The following is a 19,247-nucleotide window of genomic DNA, read 5'->3' as shown; positions in this document are numbered from 1 at the left end:
TTGTATGGCTCTCTAAGCGATTGCTGCAGACAGGCTGGCGGCATCACAGGGTTTGCTCAGAACGAAGGTCGCGCCGACAGATTTGGCTTCTTCATTGACCTTGGCGTCATAGAAACCGGTCAACATGATTTTGCGTGTACCTTCGGCATTCTTGATTTCACGGCGCTCGATCTCATAAAGCAATTCGATGCCTGACATTCCGGGCATCATATAATCAAGAATCACCACGTCATAAGGCGTTTGTTTGCGGCCCGCCTGGGCCAGCATCTGCAACGCGATTTCGCCGTTTTCAGCGACGTCTATGTGAGTGGCACCGGCACTGCGCAGGACACGGCGAACGGAGAAGCGTACTTCGATACTGTCATCGACCAGTAGGAAACGCTTTTCGGCATTCGGCTTGCGGTATGCATTATCCCCTTTGCAGCGGCGCAGTCCGTCGGCGATTTCGATATCATTCTGACTGTTTCTGGGCGACGCGATGTTCATGGCTTCGTTCCGGATCACTTTGCAATGGTTGGATCTGTAGCTTGATCACCATCTTCGCCATTTTCCGGTGCGCGCAATATCCCCATTTGGGGAGCAAACGAAAAACGGGCTGCCATAAAGGCAGCCCGTTGAAAGCACGCACGGATTTGGCGGTGTGATCAGAATTCACGGCCGATCTTGTGATCGACAGAGAACTTTCCCCCGCCCTGAATAAGCACGGACAGCGCAAGAAGTCCCCACATCAGCGGCATTTCAAAACCACCCTCGTTCCAGAAGTAGCCAGCTGGAAGATGGGTTGAAACAGCAATCGCCATAAAGACAAGAACTGCTGCTGCCACCGGACGGGTCAAAAGACCAACCGTCAGCAACAGCCCGCCGACAAATTCTAGAAGGCCGATGGCAAGGGCAAACAGGAAGCCCGGAACAAAGCCGATGCTTTCCAGCCAGCCTGCGGTTCCTTCGAGGCCATAACCACCAAAGGCACCAAACAGTTTCTGGGCACCGTGCGGGACCAACAGAAGGCCGGTGGTCACACGGACAATGACAGGCGAAAGCGGTTGCAGGGTTGACCATACATTGCCAAGGGCAGGGATGATCGAACGGGTGTTTGCGTTATACGAAGTCATGGTCGTTCTCCTAACCATGGGGCACGCGGGTTTCGCGCTTCAGGCCGCCATGTCAAAAACAAGGGCTTCGGCGTTGTCCGCGTCCGAGAAGACAAGTTCGTCTTCATCCTTGATCGCAGCGCCATCACCAGCATTAAGGGTTTCACCGTTTACCGTCAGGCTGCCGCGTGCGACCTGTACCCAGGCGATGCGGCCTTTGCCGATCTTGTGCTGGGCACTTTCGCCATCACTGAGATGGGCGACATAAAGGTCGACATTCTGATGAATGGTGATCGAGTCTTCGCGGCCATCGCGGCTGCCGATCAGGGTCAGGCCGGAACCGGTATCGCGGCGTGCGATTTCCTTTTCCTCGTAACCCGGTTCCAAACCGGCCGCTTCGGGGATGATCCAGATTTGCAGGAAATGCACCGGATCGGTTTTGGAATGGTTGTATTCCGAATGGCGGATACCGGTCCCGGCCGTCATGCGTTGCAGGCGGCCCGGACGGATGACAGATCCGGTGCCGATGCTGTCCTTGTGTTCAAGGGCGCCATCAAGAACATAGGAAATGATTTCCATATCCTTGTGACCATGGGTGTCAAAACCGGCACCGGGAATGACCCGGTCTTCGTTGATAACGCGAAGCGGACCCCAACCCATGCGGTTCGGATCATAGTAATGCCCGAACGAAAATGTGTGATTGGAATCAAGCCAGCCAAACTGGGCACGGCCGCGGGTATCTGCATCAACTTTAATAAGCATCTTCTACCTCCATGAGGTTGTCTGTTGTTGAAGACAGAATACCCTTTTCAACTGAGGGGACAATTCGTGTAATTATCGCCATTGTGTTGCATATTATGCGACAATATGAGCCGACCGGGGCGATAATCGGGAAGACGCATCATGGACAAGCTGGCCAGCCTCAAGAGTTTCGTGCGCGTGGTGGAAGAAGGAAGTTTTGCCTCTGCCGCGCGTGCGATCAGACAATCACGTTCGCAGGTCAACCGCGCGGTGGCGGCACTTGAAGACGATCTTGGCGTTCAGTTGCTGAACCGGACAACGCGAAAAGTATCGGTCACACCAAGCGGACAGGCCTTTTATCAGCGGGCGAAAGCCATTCTGTCCGATCTGGGGGACGCAGAAGACTCCATCCGCGAACATCGCGATCATCCTTCCGGGGATATCCGGATCAATGCGCCAATGTCTTTTGGCACGTTGCATCTGGGGCCGGCATTGGTCGATTTTGCCCGGACCTATCCTGATATCCGGGTCGAGCTGTCGCTTGATGATCACTTTATTGATCCGGTGGCAGACGGTTTTGACATGACGGTGCGTATCAGCCGCCCGACCGAAACCCTTGCCCTGATCGATCATGAAATCGTGCCGATGCGTCGCGTGCTGTGTGCCTCGCCCGAGTTTATTCGAATGCATGGGGAACCGACCGATATTCGTGATCTGGCGCGGTTGCCCTGTCTGCATTACGGCAACCTGCCGTCCGGAGCACGCTGGAAAATGACCGGCCCGGACGGGCCAGTGGCGGTACAGGTCAATGGCGTGTTTTGCTGCAACAACGCGGAAGTTTTGCGTGATGCGGCCCTTGCCGGGCTGGGCATTGCCGAATTACCGACATTTATCGCCGGGCCGGAATTGCAGACCGGGCGATTGGTCAGCGTTCTTTGCGATTATGCGCCGGGTCCTCTGTCCCTGTATCTTTTGTATCCGCCCAGTCGTCAGCTTGCTGCGCGTATCAGGTTGCTGGTTGAATTCATCCAAGATCGCTTTGGCGATCAGCCGCGATGGGATCTGGTGCAATGAAATTTTCGCGCCAAAACAGGGGTTTTTGCCTGCCTGGCGATCCAGATGGTTGCATGATGCGTATAGCAAACTACGCTTTAGACAATGCAGACTATGGTGAGATGCATGCCACATTTCGAAATGCCGACACTCATGATGGTGTCCCATGGCAACAGCGGTAATGGCGGTGATCCGGCAGGGGATCTTGCGCGGACAATTGCACCTGACTGGAATGGTCACGTCAGCCACGGTTATATGCGAAGCCGACCTTCTGTCAGTGATCAGCTCGAAATCCTTAAGCAAACGGCTGATGCCAATCGTCTGATTGTTTTCCCGCTATTCTTCAGTGAAGGCTATCTGGTGTTTGAAGAACTGCCAGCCAAATTGCATGAGGCGGGGCTCAGCGATTCTGTCATCCTGCCACCGGCCATCAACCTTCCGGGTTTTTGTGAAATGATTGCCGCGCATGTGCACGCATCAGCGCGCAATCGTGGCTGGAGCCTTGCTGAAACATCTGTCTTTCTTGTTCCACACGGTTTGAAAACCCTGACCGATCCGCTTCCCGAAACTGTCCGGCTTGCGGATCGTCTGGGGCGGATTTGCGTTGGTGCGGAAATCTGCATTGGCAATATCGAAGGATCGCCATCGCTTGGCGATTGGCGCGACATCGCTTCCCACAGGCAGGCGATTGTTGTGCCTATGCTTGCCGGTGGCGGAACGCATGCGCGCGAAGATCTGCCTGAACTGCTTGATGTTAAATCAGATGAACGTGTCGAGGTGCTGGCACCGATCGGTCAGTGGTCTGAACTGCCGGGTCTTGTTCTGGCAGAAGCCGAACGTCATGTGGCGCGTTTCGGTGGCATGGCAGTGCCCTTGGGGCCGAGTGGACAGGACCTTTGGGCGGAACGCGCACAGCGTTCTGCCTGATTAGCAGGATCAGCCCAAAACCGGTTTGAACTGTGTTTCCGCCGATTTGCGCAGAAGATAATCACGAAACAGGCGTGCGGCACTGGTCAGATTGGCGTTGCCTTCGTGGGCGATCAACAATTGGCGTTTGGCCCAGTCATCGGCAATCGGCGCGCCAGCGATGTTCATATGCCCGATATAGCCCGCGACCGAGCTTTTGCGCAGGAAACCAATCCCAAGACCCGCCGCAATCATTTGCCGCAAGGAGCCAAATCGTACCACCTTGATATGCGGATGCATGTCGAGTTTGATTTTCGATGCGGCCTCGGAAATCAGATCATCAATCACGCCGCCTTCATGCAACGAGATGATGTCGTATTTGGCGGCTTCGGAAAATTTCACCGGTTTTGGATTATCGGAATTGGGGATCAGTGGATGCCCCTTGGGGGTCACGAGCCAGATCGGATCATCACAGAACACATCATGGGACAGATCGCCAAGCGGGCTGTTATCGGCAAGAATTGCCAGATCAGCGCGGCCTTCACGGACGGCCTCGGCACTTTCGCGTGACGTCAGTTCACGGACATCGACCGTGATGTGCGGAAAATCGCGTTCAAAATCGGCCAAGAACGATGGTAGGCCGGTCAAAATCGCCGAAGTGACTGCGGCAAGATAGATCTTGCCCTTTTCACCGGCGTTGAAATCGCGCAATTCGTTGGAAAGATGGTTCAGATCGCCCAGAAGCTTTTCGCCGTAGCGGGCAAAGATCGTGCCTTCTTCTGTCGGTTCGACCCCGCGTGGCAGGCGGCGCAAAAGTTTGACGCCCAACATGGCTTCAAGTTCGCCAATGCGGCGCGAAACTGCCGAAGTCGCGATATGTTCGCGCCGGGCAGCTTCATTGATACTTCCGGCGCGCACGATGGCGACAAAAAGCCGGATGGTCACGATATCAAACTTTTGCATGGAACCGTTGTCGGTGGTTCAACCCGAAGCGTCAAGAAGTTTGAGGGTGCGATGATTTAAGGACCGTCGCACCATCCTCAAACGATAGGGGAAGGCAGGTGCCTTAACCTTCAACCTGACGCCATGCCTTGTTCCAGTCCGCAGTCAGTTCTGCGTGGTTTTTGGCCTGGGATGCTTTCATGATCACGGCAACCTGAAGGGCACGAACAAAGCTGGTGAACCAACCGATACGGACTTCGCGTTCGATGCTGGTGGTGTCTTTGTAAGCAATCGTCGTCATGGCTTTGATCCTTGTAGAACCGTTTGTGTCTGGGGTGACTACAGATATATCGACAGCCGGTTCGAACGACTATTCTCGTTTCACCGCTATCCCGTTCTTGGTTGGAGAACGGTGTGGTTATCACATTGAAATAAAATCGTTATTTCATGTTGCATCGCCTAACATTGATTGAGAGATGCGGTTTTCAACTCTGTTAAGAGTGGCGTTGGGGCCGGTCGAGGTATGCGGCTCATCGCGGTTTTCGGCACTTATCGATATCTGCTATAGCTTGGGGAGTTTTACGACAGGGATGGTTTATACATGACCGGCACGCACGATAATCTGGCCTATGAACAGGCCCATGGGAGCGGATTGCAGGATCATCTTGGCTATCGCCTGGTGGAATGGACGGAAGACCACGCGGTGGTCGAACTTGATGTGCAAAACCATCACTGCAACCGGGCTGGTATCCTGCATGGCGGCGTGCTGACAACCCTGATGGATACGGCGTCTGGCTATGCTGTGTGTTTCTGTCCTGTGCCGGGCAATGTGCGCAAATCCCTGACCCTGTCATTGACCACCAATTTCCTGGGGATGGCGAGGGATGGTTTGGTCCGGGTTGTTGCCCGCAAGCAGGGCGGCGGACGCAAGGTGGTGTTTACTGAGGCAACTGCCTATGACGCGGATGGTAATGTGATCGGCACATCAACGGGCACGTTCAAATATCACCGCGGTAGCGAGGATCCGAGCGGGGTTCCGCGTGATGCTTGAACGGAATATGCGCGCTAAGCGCATGGCGGTCGTTACCGGAACTCGTCAGGAGGATTAGCTGGCTTCCGAGGTCGGAATGCGGCCAAAGATGCTGGCAAAATCGGTTTTGCCCGGTTTTGGTCGCTGCAATTGCAGGCGATCGCGGATGGCATCAAGGTGGCGTGACATTTCAGCCGCCGCGACATCGGGATCGCCACTAAGCAGGGCATTGAGCAGCTGGTCATGTTCCGTGTGGGAGCAATCGACCGGTTGCGGGCTTTCATACATGGCAATAATCAGCGATGTGCGTAGGATCAGGCGTTCAAGGAATTCCTCGATCACCAGATTGCCGCTAAGCCGTGCCAGTAACAGATGGAATTCACCCGACAAAATGATGGCAGCGCGATGATCCCCGCGATGATGGGCATCATGTTCGCGATCCAGATGCGCCTTGATCTGTTCGGCGCGTTCGGGGGTCATGCTGGTGGCGACCTTGCGCGCAACGCCATCCTCGATCATGCGGCGCGCGGAAAAGACTTCGATGGCTTCGTCAATGGTCGGTTCAGCGACAAAGGCGCCGCGATTGGGCACCAGATTGATCAGCTTGTCATGGGCGAGCTGCAGGAAAGTGGCACGGATGCGCGCACGGCTGACCCCGAAGGTTTTGGCAAGATCTTCCTCGATGAGCTTCATGCCCGGCTCCAGGCGGCGATCCAGGATCGCGTCGAGCATCTCGTGATAGATCATTTCCTCCGGGCGCAGCTTTTCGCTGCCTTTATAGCTGCCGGTCTGTTCGGCCTTGGCCATCGTGACGATACTTTCCATCGTTCATGTTCGTTGGGTGGTTCTTTATTTCTACAAAATTGTTGACGATTTGCACAACATAAAATGGTTCTTTATTTTCCGTGCAGAGACAAAGATGATTATAATTTTCGCACATAAATCACGATGATTAATAAATATGCATAAAGTGGACATAAAACGGGCAGAATGAGGAACCTAACAAACGCGCCAGTTTTGACAGTTTGGTGGGACTCGTTGAAAAATTGCCAATGAAATCAAGTGGCACGCATCTTGCCTTAGATCGCTGACATGATTGTTAACAATTTTGCATGCAGCGACGGGTGAGCGGATGACGGGCAACGGGGCCATTGAATTGATTGCTGTCAGTAAATTTTACGGCAGCACACAGGCAGTGAAATCGATTGATCTGCAAATTCCGGCAGGGGCGTATTGCTGTTTGATTGGTCCGTCGGGGTGCGGCAAGTCAACCACACTGCGCATGATCGCCGGTCATGAAGTGATCAGCGAGGGCGATCTTCTGATCGGGGATCGCAATGTGACCGAACTGCCGCCAGTCAAGCGCGGCACGGCAATGATGTTTCAGAATTACGCACTTTTCCCGCACATGACCTGTGCGGAGAACGTTGCCTTTGGCCTCAAGATGCAAGGTGTCTCCCCATCGGATCGTAAAGATCGGGCCAAAGAGATGCTGGCCCGGGTCCATATGGAGCAATTTGCAGATCGCAAGCCCGACCAGCTCTCTGGCGGGCAGCAGCAGCGTATTGCTTTGGCGCGTTCCCTGATTACCGAGCCGTCCGTCCTTTTGCTTGATGAGCCGCTTTCGGCCCTTGATCCGTTCCTGCGGGCGCGCATGCGTGATGAATTGCGCCGCCTGCAGCAGGAATTGGGCATTACATTTGTTCACGTCACCCACGCCCAGGATGAGGCATTGGCGCTTTCGGACATGGTTGTCGTGATGGAAGACGGGATCATTCGCCAGAAAGGCACCCCGCACGAAATCTTTAACCAGCCCAAATCGCGCTTCATCGCGAATTTCATGGGCGGCCAGAACATCTTCAAAGGCACCGTTTCGGAATCCGGCCCGGCAGGCACGTTGCTTGCGCGCGGTCCGGACAGTTTCTTCCTGCCCGGATTTGCCGATGGCAAGGCGGGCGAGGACATCGAATTCACCATTCGTACCGACCTGATCGGTCTGGACGAAACGCCACCAGAAGACAGCAAGAACGGTCAGATCCCTGTCGAAATTACCACGGTCGAGTATCTCGGCCTGTGGGTTCGGATTGTCGCAACGACAGCCGACGGCAAGGAAATAACCCTAATGAAGACCGAAAGCGAATTTCGGCAGGCACCGGTCAGGCGACTGGACAAATTCATCGCCTATTGGAAGCCGGAACATGCCCATGTTCTGGCCTGAATGAAATAAACCAACAAGCTATCAGGAGTGCTTCACATGACGATCGAAAAGAAAATTTCGAAGAAAACAATCGAGACGGAAACCGGCGTTTCACGCCGCGGTTTCGTTAAGGGTGCAGCGGTTGTAACCGGTGCTGCCATCGGTTCGGGCGCCATCACCGGTTTCCCGACCATCTGGGCGCAGAACATCAAGGACGTTACCCTGCGTCAGTTCGGTACCGGTGTTTCGAACATCAACGCCGTTGCTGACAAGGTCAAAGAAGATCTTGGCTTTACCCTTCAGATGACTGCCCTTGATTCGGATGCAGTTGCCCAGCGTGCCGTGACCCAGCCGAACTCGTTTGATATTGCCGATATCGAATACTGGATCTGTAAGAAGGTCTTCCCAGCCGGCACCATGCAGCCGATGGATACCACCAAGCTTAAAAACTATCAGTACATCTCCAAGCTGTTCATTGACGGCAAACTGACCCCGGATTCAGAAATTGCCCAGGGTACCGCGCCGCATACGGTTGGCTTCGTTGAAGGTGCCGACAGTGTCGAATTCGCATCTGCACCGACCCAATGGATGACCCTGATCCCGACCATCTATAACGCAGATACCCTTGGTATTCGTCCCGACCTGATTGATCGCGAAATCACCAGCTGGGCCGATCTGCTTGATCCGGCATTCAAGGGCAAGGCATCGATCCTGAACATTCCGTCGATTGGTATCATGGATGCGGCGATGGTTTGCGAAGCCATGGGCGAAGTCACCTATGGCGATAAAGGCAACATGACCCAGGAAGAAATCGACAAGACCATCGCGGTCATGATTGATGCCAAGAAAGCCGGCCAGTTCCGCGCCTTCTGGAAGAGCTTCGATGAGTCGGTCAACCTGATGGCATCTGGCGAAGTTGTCATTCAGTCCATGTGGTCGCCGGCCGTTGCCGCTGTGCGTTCCAAGGGCATCGCCTGCAAATACCAGCCGCTTAAGGAAGGGTATCGTGCATGGGGTGGTGGCATCGGTCTTGCCAAGCACCTTTCGGGTCTCGAGCTTGAAGCAGCCTACGAATATATCGACTGGTACCTGTCGGGCTGGGTTGGTGCGTATCTTAACCGTCAGGGTTACTACAGCGCAGCACCGGAAACCGCTAAGAAGTTCATGTCCGAAGACGAGTGGGGCTTCTGGATGGAAGGCAAAGCCGCCGAAGGCGACATCCTTAGCCCGGAAGGCAAGGTCATGGAAAAAGCTGGTGCGGTTCGCGATGGCGGTTCCTACGAAGAGCGTATGGGCTCGGTCGCGTGCTGGAACTCCGTCATGGACGAGAACAAGCACATGGTCCGCAAGTGGAACGAATTCATCGCAGCATAATCTGCGACAGATATCTGGTGGGCGCGGCTTTGGTCGCGCCCGTCACCTCGACTTTCTGATTTTACATTTTCAATTTTCCGACAGCATGTCGGGCGCATTTATTCGTTTTTACTTTTTGGTTTTCTGGCAGGGTTTCAAGGACAGAGCATGGCTTCTGATACGTCAAAAAGATCGTCCTATTTCCTGATCTCGCCGATGGCGCTGATCTTTGCGGTGTTTCTTGTCATTCCGCTTCTGACCATTGTTGTGGTCAGTTTCTGGGACTATGACGAGTATCGCATCCTGCCGGACTTCATTTTAGAGAACTACAAGTACCTTTTGGGCTCCTCGGTAACCTGGAGCATCTATCTTAATACCCTGAAATACGCCGTTCTGACCTGGGTCTTTACCCTGCTGATCGGGTTTACGGTGGCCTACTTCTTGGCTTTTCATGTGCGCAGTCTGACCTGGCAGATCGTTTTGTTCATGCTGTGCACCATTCCGTTCTGGACCTCGAACATCATTCGCATGATTTCGTGGATCCCGTTCCTTGGGCGTAACGGGCTTTTGAATTCTGCCTTGATCAATCTTGGGATTGTCGATCAGCCGCTTGAATTCCTTCTGTTTTCCGATTTCGCAGTCGTGTTGGCAGATGTCCACCTCTATACCCTGTTCATGGTGGTGCCGATCTTCAATTCCATGATGCGCATTGACCGGTCCTTGATCGAAGCGGCGCGCGATGCCGGTGCCAGCGGGTTCGAGACGTTGAAATCCGTCATCGTCCCGCTGTCCAAGCCCGGTATTGCCATCGGGTCGATCTTTGTCATCACGGTGGTGATGGGCGACTTCATCACGGTCCGTTTGATGAGTGGCGGGCAAAGTGCCTCGGTCGGCTTGCAGATTTCCAATGAAATCGGACTTCTGCAATATCCGGCGGCAGCCGCCAGTGCGGTGGTGTTGCTGATCACGGTGTTGCTGATCGTGACCGCGTTGTTGCGTCTTGTTGATATCCGCAAGGAGCTGTGATCATGGCATTACTCACCAAAACCCGTGAACGCCGCCCGACCAGCTTCTATTTCCTTGCGGCATTTTTTGCGCTGTTCGTGCTGTTTCTTTATGGCCCGATGCTGACGATTTTCATTCTGTCCTTTCAGGGGGAAAATGGCGGTCTGACCTTCCCGATGAATGGTTTTTCGTTCCACTGGTTTGGCAATCTGTTTGAACAACAGGCCGTGGGTGATTTTGGTGGATCGTTCAGCAGATCCCTTAAGCTTGGCTTGATTGTCATGGTGGTGACGGTGGTCGTCTCCTTCATGGCTGGTCTTGCGTTCCGCAAGCGGTTCCGGGGCGACAGCGTGATTTTCTATCTGGCGATTGCCAGTCTGATCGTGCCGTCCATCCTGATTTCGCTGGGCATCGGTTTGCTGTTCAATATCGTTGAATGGCAGCCGCAATGGTTTACTTCCGCCCTTGGTGCGCATCTGACATGGACGTTCCCGTTTGGTCTTCTGATCATGTTTGCGGTGTTTAACCGGTTCGATCCGTCCTATGAGGAAGCCGCGCGCGATTTGGGCGCAAGCAACTGGCAAACCATTCAATATGTTGTTTTGCCGATGGTGGGGCCAAGCCTGATCGGGGTTGCGATGTTCTCGTTCACCCTTTCTTACGATGAATTTGCCCGAACTTTGATGACGGCTGGTGCGCTTAATACCCTGCCGCTTGAGATTTATGGCATGACAACCAACGTCACCACACCGGTGCTTTATGCACTGGGCACAGTGACCACCGGATTCTCCTTCCTGGTGATTGCACTGGCATTGGGCACGGTTGCCATCATGCGCCGCCGCAAAGGACAAAAAGCATGAGCCGCATTGCCGTTATCAATCCCAATATGTCGACCGGCTTTACCAAAAAGGTCGGCGAACAGGCGCAAAGGATTGTTGGGCCGACAACACAGGTTTTGGCGCTCAACCCGACTTTCGGACCGGATAGTATCGAGGGCTATTACGACGAGGCCTTTGCCAGTGTCGGATTGCTTTCAGTCATTCGCGAACTCGAAGCCGCACCCGAACAGGAATCGGACCCAATCGGCGGCTATGTGGTGGCGTGCTTTGATGATACCGGGGTTGATGCTGCGCGCTGCCTGACCAATGCGCCGGTGCTGGGGCTGTGCGAGGCGGCATTGCGTATGGCGGCCGCCGTGTCGTCGCGCTTTGCGATTGTCACTCCCATGCCGGTCTCTGTCCGGCCGCTTGAACATCTGGTGTCGAAATACGGGGCGTCATCGCAATGTGTCGTTCGGGCGGCCGGTGTGCGGACGCTGGATTTCGAAGGGGCCAATGCCAAGGCAGCCTACAATGCGCTTAAAAAGCAGGCGGAGATTTGCCTTGCCAATGACTATGCCGAGGCGATTGTTCTGGGCTGTGCGGGAATGACCGATATCGCTGATCGCCTGACCGAGGAGCTCGGCGTGCCGGTGATTGACGGGGTCAGTGCCGCGGTCAAGATGATCGAGGCCATGGCGTTTCTGGGGCTTCGCACCAGCAAAGCCGGGGCCTATGCCAAGCCGCCGCTTAAGGCCTATCACGGGATGTTTGCGGACTTTGCCCCGCAGGGCTGACCGCCAGAAGATTGTTATCAGATCAGGTTTGTTTGAGTGCGTGTTCCACCTCGGACAGGTGTCGGCGCATGGCGTCTTCGGCGCGCTTGGGGTCACGTTGCTCAATCGCGTTGATGATATCGCGATGCTGGGCGCTGAGTTCTTCGATCAATGTGTCTGAATGGCTGCTTTCGCGCAGGCGAGCCCATGCAGCTTCGCGGCGGACTGCATTGACGGCCTCAAACACCGCCAGAAACAGGGTGTTCTTGACCGATTCGGCCAGGCGCTGATGAAAGGCGGCATCCCATTTTTCGTATTCGGCCTGTGTGGTCGCACGGGCGGCCTTTTCGACCATGCTGCGCATCGCATCAATATCGCCTTGTGAGGCGCGAAGGGCAGCGAACCGGGCCATCGATGGTTCGATTTCCTGACGGACTTCCATGATTTCAAACGGGCTGGTTTTGGTGGCCAGTCCTTCAAGCTTGCGCAGGCGCGGGGTCGGCGGGGTGCCAACAAAGGTGCCCTGACCCTGACGACGCCAGATCAGGCCTTCCGATTCAAGCTGATCAAGCGCCTTGCGAAGGGCGCGGCGACCGACATCAAGCTGTTCGGCAAGGGTGCGTTCGGCGATCACCCGTCCGTCTTTGACAAAGTTCCCCTGTGCAAAGCCGGTCTTGAGCTTTTCTGCCAGCGCCTGGGTCGCGAATTCAGTCATGGTTTTTGGTCATTTTTTAATGGCGTTTCTATCGACGTTTCCAGATGCGTTTCTATTGGCGAACCAATGCGCACCTATCATTGTAAGCCATTGGTTTATCTAAGAACAAGCATATACAATTCCTGTTTGTTCCCAGATGTTTGCAAGGACGCCTAGCTCAGAAGGTCATAGAACATCCGCGCAGACGTGATCGCCAGAAACAGGCCAAAGCACATGCGCAATGCCCGGCGCGGAATGGTGTGGGCTATGCGTGCCCCGATTGGTGCACACAGTACCGTCATCGGAATAAGCAGGGCCGCGGCCAGAACATTGACATAGCCGATTGAAAATGGCGGGCGACCATCGACGCCAATGCCCGACATCGCATAGCCGATGGTACCGGGAAGGGCGATGATGAGGCCAATCGCGGCCGAGGTGCCAACCGCGCGGCGGATGTCGTAACCCAGGAAATTCAGGACCGGCACGCAGATGGTGCCGCCGCCAATCCCCATCATCGCGGAAAGGCTGCCGGCAATCACACCAAGTATCGCCCAGACGGATTTTGGCGGGTTTTTGGTTTCGTTGGTTTCGCGGTCTTTCACAAGGATCATGTTGCCAGCCACGATCAGGGCGACAACGGCAAACACGATGGTCAGAACCCGGCCATCGGCCAGTCCGCCAATCGCTGTGCCAAGGATCACGCCGACGATGATCGCCGGGCCCCAATGTTTGAGCAGGGCAATATCAACCGAGCCCTTTTTATAGTGGCTGCGCGTTGATGAGATTGCCGTGGCAATGATTGTGGTCAGCGATGTGGCGACAGCGACCTGCATGCGAAGGCTTTCATCGACACCCATGGTGGTCAGAAAATGATAAAGCACCGGGACAATCACAATCCCGCCACCAACACCGAGAAGCCCGGCCATGATCCCGCCAAGGACGCCAGCAAACAGCATGGCTGCGCCCCAGACGAGATAGAGGCTCATGGCGCCATCCATTTCAAACATTCGAACCAATCCGTACCAATTATGATATCAATTAATAAGTGGTACTATCCATCTTTGGTAAAAATCTGCAACATAATCCTTGTTTAAAGCCAAATATTATTTTTGCGCTTGCGAAATTGGTTTGTTGCTGCCAACAATATCCCGACAAATAGATTGAACCAAAGTAGTAATGGTTCACGTATTTCAGGCGAGATATCAGGAGGCAAGATACATGTTCCGCAAGATTGCAGTCGCTGCCGGTTTGTTGGCCGCAGCCATCACAGGTCCGGCGCAGGCGCAGGACTATCCAGAAAAACCGATCGAATTCATTGTGCCTTGGGGCCCGGGTGGCGGCAGTGATACACTGATGCGCATCGTCGCCATGGGTCTGTCGGAAGTCACCGGTCAGGCCGTGCCGATCGTCAATATGCCGGGTGTCGGTGGCACCGTTGGTCTGGCCGAATTTACCAAACGTCCGGCAGATGGCTATACCATTTCGCAGATCCACGAAGGCCTTTACACCGCCAACAAGCTTGGCATCACCGAGCTCAGCTACAAAAACTTCATTCCGGTGGCTCTGGTGACGTCGTCGCCGCAGTATCTGGTGCTGTCGAAGAATGACAACTTCTCCAACCTGGAAGAGCTCAAGGCATATGCCGCAGCAAATCCGGGTGCCGTGCGCGCCGGTGTGACCCTTGGCGGTGTTCCGCATCTTCACATGGCAATGATCGAAGAAGCGCTTGGCGTTCAGTTCAGCTATGTCGGTTTCCGTGACACTGGCGAACGTATCCGTGCGGCTGTTGGCGGCAACGTTGACATCGTGATCGGTGACGTTGCATCGGCCAGCGAGTTTGTGAAAAACGGCGACCTGATCTTTGCCGGTGTCGGCACCGAAGAACGTACCTCCGAAGAGCCGGACGTCCCGACCATGGCCGAGCAGGGTTATGATCTTTCGATGGCGGTGACCCGAGGTGTTGTTCTTCCGGCCGGTACCCCGGACGAGATCGTCGAAGCACTTGATGCCGCGCTTGAAAAGGCAATGTCCCTGCCTGATATCCGCGCAAAGATGACCAATGCCGGTTCGGCTGACATCTATCTCGGTCACGAGGCATACAAAGCCTATCTCGATAAACTTGATGGTGAAGTCGACAAAGTTGTCGGCAAACTTCAGGGATGAGTCAGACGACTGCGAAAGCAGCAGCAGCGGACGCAGGTGCGTCCGCTGCTCTTCGTGCAAGAACTGAAGTCGCACGGCTGATTTCCTATATAGTTATCGGTTTGGGTGCTGCGTTTCTGAGCCTGCGTGCCAGCACGTTGCCGACCTCACGTTGGGAGCCGCTTGGGGCGGGTTCCTTCCCCGAACTGGTTTTCGGGGTGCTTGCGGTCTTATGCCTGATCGCAGCGGTGCGTGCAGTGATTGATATCCGCAAGGCTGGGGGTGCAAACCGTCTTGGGGCGTCATTGGGTGAATGGCTTGTCGCCCGGCGCTATTCCTTTGCACTGTTCGGGCTTCTGGTGGTCTATCTGCTGTTGCTGCCGCTTGGTGGCTTTTCGCTGACCACCTTTGTGTTTCTGCTGATCGCGCAATTGATGATCGCAGGTATTTCCAAAAAGACCCTCTTCCAGTCGCTGATCGCCGCCGTGATTTTCTCGGTCGGCTTGAACATGCTGTTTGCAGAAGTCTTTAACGTGTTCCTCCCGCGCGGCGTGCTGTTTGCGGGCTAGATAAAGTTTTACGATGATGTTGGATGCATTTCTTGCCGGTGCACATCAGGTTTTCGCATTCGATACCCTGATTTACATGCTGATCGGTTCCGTTGCGGGGATCGTCGCAGCCGCAATTCCAGGCTTCACCGTGACCATGGCGATCATTCTGACCTTGCCGCTGACCTTTACCATGGGTCCGTTGCAGGGCGTTTCGGTGATGCTGTCGGTTTATGTCGGCGGGTATACCGGTGGCCTGATCAGTGCCGCCCTTCTGGGGATTCCGGGTACACCAAGTTCAGTCGCAACCACCTTTGATGCCTATCCGATGGCGCGCGGTGGTGAACCGGGACGCGCCCTTTCGCTTGGTGTCTGGTCGTCCTTCTTCGGGACTGTTATTTCGACCATCGTTCTGATCATTGCAGCCCCGCCGCTTGCGATGATTGCGGTCAAGCTTGGCCCTTGGGAATATTTCTCGTTGATCGTCTTTGCGCTGACCATTGTTGCAAGCCTTGTGGGCAATTCGCTGATGCGCGGTCTGATTGCCGGGGTGATTGGTTTGGGTCTTGCGACCATTGGCCCCGACCCGATGATGGGCCAGCCGCGTCTGACATTTGAGTCTTCGGTCCTGATGCCCGGTCTGCCGTTCCTTGTCGTTTTGATCGGGATCTTTGCCATCAGTCAGCTGATGGGGGAGCTCGAGGATCATGGCAAAGGCCCAAGCAGTGATGCGCTTATTCCCGATGTCATCGAATTCAAGACCTGGGCTGTGATGCGTGAAGTTCTGATGCATCCGGTCAATCTGGTTCGCTCCTCGCTTATTGGTGTGTTTATTGGGGCTCTTCCGGGTGCCGGTGGTTCGATCGCGAACCTTCTGGCCTATGATCAGGCCAAGCGCAGTTCCATAAATCCCGATGAATTTGGCAAGGGCAACCCCGATGGCGTGATTGCGTCCGAGGCCGGGAACTCTGCCACGGCCGGTGGTGGCCTTATTCCGATGATTGCGCTGGGCATTCCGGGATCGGCGGTGGATGCCATTCTGATGGCGGCCCTTATGGTGCATGGCATTTCGGTGGGTCCGCGTCTGATCATGGACAATGCCGATCTGGCTTATGGCATGTTCGTTGCCATGGTTGTGGCGTCGCTCATGATGCTGGTGGTCTGTGTGTTGTCGATGCGCCTGTTCCTGCGCGTGACCGACATTCCCAAACAGTTCATCGTGCCGACTGTTATGATCTGTTGCGTGATCGGGGCCTTTGCGCTCAATAACCGGGTGACGGATCTTTATCTGCTCGGCGCGATTGGACTTGTCGGCTATGGATTGAAGTCGCTTGATTACCCGCTGGCGCCGCTGGTGCTGGGTGTCATTCTGGGGCCGATTGCCGAAACCAACCTGCGCCGCGCGCTGATGAGTGATGCCGACTGGACGGTGTTCTTTACCCGTCCTATTTCCGCCGTTTTGCTGGCGGCTGCCCTTCTTTCAGTCATCTTCAGTATCCGTTCGGTGCTGAAGATGCGCAAAAAAGACCGTCCTGCCACCGATGAACAAAACGGCGATTAAGGATTAGGAGACTTCCATGAAACTTCGTCACGACGCGCTTTATGCCTCACGCCGGTCCCCGGTGCTGGCGCGCAATATGGTTTCAACATCCCAGCCGGTTGCAGCCCAGGCTGGTTTGCGGATGCTGTGGGCCGGTGGTAATGCCGCCGATGCTGCACTTGCATCTGCGATTGCGCTTACCGTGGTTGAACCGACCGGCAATGGCCTTGGATCGGACGCCTATGCCATCATCTGGGATGGCAAGGAATTGCATGGCCTTAATGCGTCTGGCCGTGCACCTGCGGCTTGGAACCCGGAACGCTTTGCCGGTTCTGACACCATGCCACAGCGCGGCTGGGAATCGGTCACCACACCGGGTGCGGTATCGTCTTGGCGTGAAATTTCCGAGAAGTTCGGCAAGTTGCCGTTCGAAAAACTTTTCGAGCCAGCGATCGAATATGCGACCCGCGGCTTTGCCGTATCGCCGATCATCGCCACCCTTTGGGAAAAGGGTGGTGATTTGCTGGGTAAACAGCCGGGCTTTGCCGAGGCGTTCCTGCCGGGTGGAAAGGCCCCCAAGGCGGGCGAGCTGTTTGTCAACAAGGCCGCGGCCGAAAGCCTGATCGATATCGCCGAAACCAAGGGCGAGAGTTTCTATCGTGGCAAACTTGCCAGCAAGATTGCCGCCTTTGCCAAGGAACATGGCGCGGCCCTTTCTGAGGAAGACCTTGGCAATCACAAGGCCGATTGGGTCGGCACAATTTCGCAAAGCTTTGGCAATGTGAAGCTGCATGAAATCCCGCCAAACGGGCAGGGGATTTCGGCCCTGATCTCGCTGGGCATTTTGCGCCATACCAACATTACCGATTATGAGCCGGACTCCGTCGAGGCACTTCATCTCGAGATCGAGGCCATGAAACTGGCCTTTGCCGATATGCAGGCCTATGTCGCCGATCTGGATTACATGACCGATGTCACCGTCGAACATCTTTTGTCTGATGATTACCTCAAATCGCGGGCGGCATTGATTGACGCCAACAAGGCACAGGATTTCAAGGCCGGTGCGCCCAAACATGGTGGTACAGTTTATGTCAGTACGGCTGATGAAAACGGCATGATGGTGTCGTTCATCCAGTCGAACTATATGGGCTTTGGGTCTGGTGTTGTGGTGCCGGGCACCTCGATCAGTCTGCAGAACCGTGGTCACGGCTTTAGCCTCAAAGATGGTCATCCCAATCTGGTCAAGGGCGGCAAGCGTCCGTTCCAGACGATCATTCCGGCCTTCCTGATGGGCCTTGATGGCAATCCGGTCATGAGCTTTGGCGTCATGGGCGGCCCGATGCAGGCACAGGGCCATTTGCAAATGACCCTGCGCACCCAGCTTTGGGGGCAGGACCCGCAAACGGCGGCCGATGCACCGCGTTGGCAGGCACTTTCGGGGCTGAATGTTGCCGTGGAAACATCGGTCGGTGCTGAGGTGATTGAGGCGCTTAAGGCCAAGGGCCATGTGATCAAGGTCGAAACACCTGACAGCACCAATTTTGGTTTTGGCGGCGCGCAGCTGATTGCCAAGACAGATGCGGGGTACGTTGCGGGTTCGGACCCGCGCAAGGATGGTTGTGCGGTCGGATACTGATCGCACCAGTTACAGATCAAAAAAAACAAATGGCCGGCCCGTTCATTCGGGCCGGCCATTGTCATACCGGGCAACAGAGAGCTAGGGAGGAACCCGGATCAGGGCATTCCGCGCCCGGGATTATTGTGCGCCGATGGTCAGGCCTTTGGGGGCCATTTTCTCATCAGCCAGCTTGGCGTCTTCGATCGTTTCGATGATTTCCCAGTTGTGATCAGCACCACGGATGAAGCCCGGGATATCGGCAACCCAGCGCTGCTGGATTTCCTTGTTCAGGTTCAGATAAAGCTTGTCGTCAACGATGCGCCATGCCTGCGGATCGGCACCGAATTTACGACCCATTGCCGCACCAAAGGCACAGAACCCGCCATACTGCGGTGCGTATTTTTCCGGGTTGGCATTGAACAGGTCACGGTTTTCTGCGCTGGCAAAGCGATAGGTCGCACCACCATGCTCGGCCTTGAACTCGGAGTTGCCCGGGGTCGGGGCACCGACGGTGAAGTACGCAACCGGGTCAAAACCCTGCAGGGCGTAGCCTTCAACAATGTGGACTTCCTGTGCGGCTGATGCCGGTGCGCTGATGGAAACAATGCTGCCAACTGCGGAAATGCCCAGGACGGCGGCGAGGGCAGCGGAACGCATGAAACTGGAACGTTTGGTCATCTTTTTCATCTCCTTCACGGGGTGATCACCGGGTCTTTACTGGCAGGCGATCACGGAACTGGTTCATCAAGAGGGCGTCTTGAAATCTGAAAACAGCCTATCGTCGGAGAAGTGA

General features: G+C 55.2%; 21 protein-coding genes. 12 read left to right on the top strand and 9 right to left on the bottom strand.

Features of this window, described 5'->3' with window-relative positions; genetic code table 11:
• Window positions 1-12 precede the first annotated feature (12 nt).
• From TH2_RS01665 to TH2_RS01655, 3 genes are all read right to left on the bottom strand, one after another.
• Entirely contained in the window at window positions 13-486 is a 474-nt protein-coding gene (locus TH2_RS01665; RefSeq protein ID WP_008888653.1) for a response regulator, read from the bottom strand.
• A gap of 158 nt (window positions 487-644) precedes the next feature.
• Window positions 645-1,112 (bottom strand): DoxX family protein, encoded by a 468-nt coding sequence (locus TH2_RS01660; protein WP_008888652.1) that lies wholly within the window; start codon window positions 1,110-1,112, stop codon window positions 645-647.
• Window positions 1,113-1,151: 39 nt separating this feature from the next.
• Complete coding sequence (locus TH2_RS01655; RefSeq protein ID WP_008888651.1) at window positions 1,152-1,853, bottom strand: pirin family protein; 702 nt, start codon at window positions 1,851-1,853, stop codon at window positions 1,152-1,154.
• Between the two features lie 141 nt (window positions 1,854-1,994).
• Here TH2_RS01655 and TH2_RS01650 point away from each other — a divergent pair, with 141 nt between their 5' ends.
• Together TH2_RS01650 and TH2_RS01645 are read left to right on the top strand one after the other, a co-directional pair.
• Window positions 1,995-2,906 carry a LysR family transcriptional regulator gene (locus tag TH2_RS01650; RefSeq protein ID WP_008888650.1) on the top strand — a complete coding sequence of 304 codons (912 nt, stop codon included), beginning with the start codon at window positions 1,995-1,997 and terminating at the stop codon, window positions 2,904-2,906.
• A gap of 105 nt (window positions 2,907-3,011) precedes the next feature.
• Window positions 3,012-3,812 (top strand): CbiX/SirB N-terminal domain-containing protein, encoded by an 801-nt coding sequence (locus TH2_RS01645; RefSeq protein ID WP_008888649.1) that lies wholly within the window; start codon window positions 3,012-3,014, stop codon window positions 3,810-3,812.
• Between the two features lie 9 nt (window positions 3,813-3,821).
• Here TH2_RS01645 and TH2_RS01640 read toward each other — a convergent pair whose 3' ends face one another.
• Both TH2_RS01640 and TH2_RS21165 read right to left on the bottom strand, forming a co-directional pair.
• Window positions 3,822-4,754, bottom strand: coding sequence for a LysR family transcriptional regulator (locus tag TH2_RS01640; RefSeq protein WP_008888648.1), 933 nt, complete (start codon window positions 4,752-4,754; stop codon window positions 3,822-3,824).
• Between the two features lie 103 nt (window positions 4,755-4,857).
• Window positions 4,858-5,034, bottom strand: coding sequence for a hypothetical protein (locus TH2_RS21165; protein WP_156518938.1), 177 nt, complete (start codon window positions 5,032-5,034; stop codon window positions 4,858-4,860).
• Between the two features lie 300 nt (window positions 5,035-5,334).
• Here TH2_RS21165 and TH2_RS01635 point away from each other — a divergent pair, with 300 nt between their 5' ends.
• Entirely contained in the window at window positions 5,335-5,784 is a 450-nt protein-coding gene (locus tag TH2_RS01635) for a PaaI family thioesterase (protein WP_008888647.1), read from the top strand.
• A gap of 54 nt (window positions 5,785-5,838) precedes the next feature.
• Here TH2_RS01635 and TH2_RS01630 read toward each other — a convergent pair whose 3' ends face one another.
• Window positions 5,839-6,588 (bottom strand): GntR family transcriptional regulator, encoded by a 750-nt coding sequence (locus TH2_RS01630; RefSeq protein WP_008888646.1) that lies wholly within the window; start codon window positions 6,586-6,588, stop codon window positions 5,839-5,841.
• Between the two features lie 307 nt (window positions 6,589-6,895).
• Here TH2_RS01630 and TH2_RS01625 point away from each other — a divergent pair, with 307 nt between their 5' ends.
• The 5 genes from TH2_RS01625 (at window position 6,896) to TH2_RS01605 (ending at window position 11,933) form a co-directional block, all read left to right on the top strand.
• The gene (locus tag TH2_RS01625) at window positions 6,896-7,981 is read left to right on the top strand and encodes an ABC transporter ATP-binding protein (RefSeq protein ID WP_008888645.1); all 1,086 of its coding nucleotides are present in this window, start codon (window positions 6,896-6,898) and stop codon (window positions 7,979-7,981) included.
• 36 nt (window positions 7,982-8,017) lie between these two features.
• Entirely contained in the window at window positions 8,018-9,334 is a 1,317-nt protein-coding gene (locus tag TH2_RS01620; RefSeq protein WP_008888644.1) for an ABC transporter substrate-binding protein, read from the top strand.
• Between the two features lie 147 nt (window positions 9,335-9,481).
• Window positions 9,482-10,339, top strand: coding sequence for an ABC transporter permease (locus TH2_RS01615; RefSeq protein ID WP_008888643.1), 858 nt, complete (start codon window positions 9,482-9,484; stop codon window positions 10,337-10,339).
• A gap of 2 nt (window positions 10,340-10,341) precedes the next feature.
• Window positions 10,342-11,178: an ABC transporter permease gene (locus tag TH2_RS01610; protein WP_008888642.1), complete on the top strand. Its 837-nt coding sequence runs from the start codon at window positions 10,342-10,344 to the stop codon at window positions 11,176-11,178.
• Complete coding sequence (locus tag TH2_RS01605; RefSeq protein ID WP_008888641.1) at window positions 11,175-11,933, top strand: aspartate/glutamate racemase family protein; 759 nt, start codon at window positions 11,175-11,177, stop codon at window positions 11,931-11,933. Before TH2_RS01610 ends, TH2_RS01605 begins: the two co-directional genes overlap by 4 nt.
• Before the next feature lie 22 nt (window positions 11,934-11,955).
• Here the strand turns inward: TH2_RS01605 and TH2_RS01600 are convergent, their stop codons facing one another.
• Both TH2_RS01600 and TH2_RS01595 read right to left on the bottom strand, forming a co-directional pair.
• A complete protein-coding gene (locus TH2_RS01600; protein ID WP_008888640.1) occupies window positions 11,956-12,627 on the bottom strand; it encodes a FadR/GntR family transcriptional regulator in 672 nt (223 codons plus the stop codon).
• Between the two features lie 152 nt (window positions 12,628-12,779).
• Entirely contained in the window at window positions 12,780-13,613 is an 834-nt protein-coding gene (locus TH2_RS01595; protein ID WP_008888639.1) for a sulfite exporter TauE/SafE family protein, read from the bottom strand.
• Between the two features lie 211 nt (window positions 13,614-13,824).
• Between TH2_RS01595 and TH2_RS01590 the strand changes: the two genes are divergently transcribed.
• From TH2_RS01590 to TH2_RS01575, 4 genes are read left to right on the top strand one after another with little or no spacing between them, the layout of a single operon-like run.
• Window positions 13,825-14,769, top strand: coding sequence for a Bug family tripartite tricarboxylate transporter substrate binding protein (locus tag TH2_RS01590; protein ID WP_008888638.1), 945 nt, complete (start codon window positions 13,825-13,827; stop codon window positions 14,767-14,769).
• On the top strand, window positions 14,766-15,317 hold the full coding sequence (locus TH2_RS01585) for a tripartite tricarboxylate transporter TctB family protein (RefSeq protein ID WP_008888637.1): 552 nt from the start codon (window positions 14,766-14,768) through the stop codon (window positions 15,315-15,317). The genes TH2_RS01590 and TH2_RS01585 overlap by 4 nt, the downstream gene beginning before the upstream one ends.
• 13 nt (window positions 15,318-15,330) lie before the next feature.
• On the top strand, window positions 15,331-16,857 hold the full coding sequence (locus TH2_RS01580; RefSeq protein WP_008888636.1) for a tripartite tricarboxylate transporter permease: 1,527 nt from the start codon (window positions 15,331-15,333) through the stop codon (window positions 16,855-16,857).
• A 16-nt stretch (window positions 16,858-16,873) separates the two neighbouring features.
• Window positions 16,874-18,472 (top strand): gamma-glutamyltransferase family protein, encoded by a 1,599-nt coding sequence (locus TH2_RS01575; RefSeq protein ID WP_008888635.1) that lies wholly within the window; start codon window positions 16,874-16,876, stop codon window positions 18,470-18,472.
• Window positions 18,473-18,592: 120 nt separating this feature from the next.
• Here TH2_RS01575 and TH2_RS01570 read toward each other — a convergent pair whose 3' ends face one another.
• Window positions 18,593-19,132, bottom strand: a complete 540-nt coding sequence (locus TH2_RS01570) for a YHS domain-containing (seleno)protein (protein ID WP_008888634.1) — start codon at window positions 19,130-19,132, stop codon at window positions 18,593-18,595.
• Window positions 19,133-19,247: the final 115 nt, after the last annotated feature.

The organism is Thalassospira profundimaris WP0211 (assembly GCF_000300275.1).
GTDB classification, from domain to species: Bacteria; Pseudomonadota; Alphaproteobacteria; order Rhodospirillales; family Thalassospiraceae; genus Thalassospira; species Thalassospira profundimaris.
Note: the sequence above shows the minus strand (reverse complement) of the source record. Positions and strands in the feature narration are given on the sequence as shown.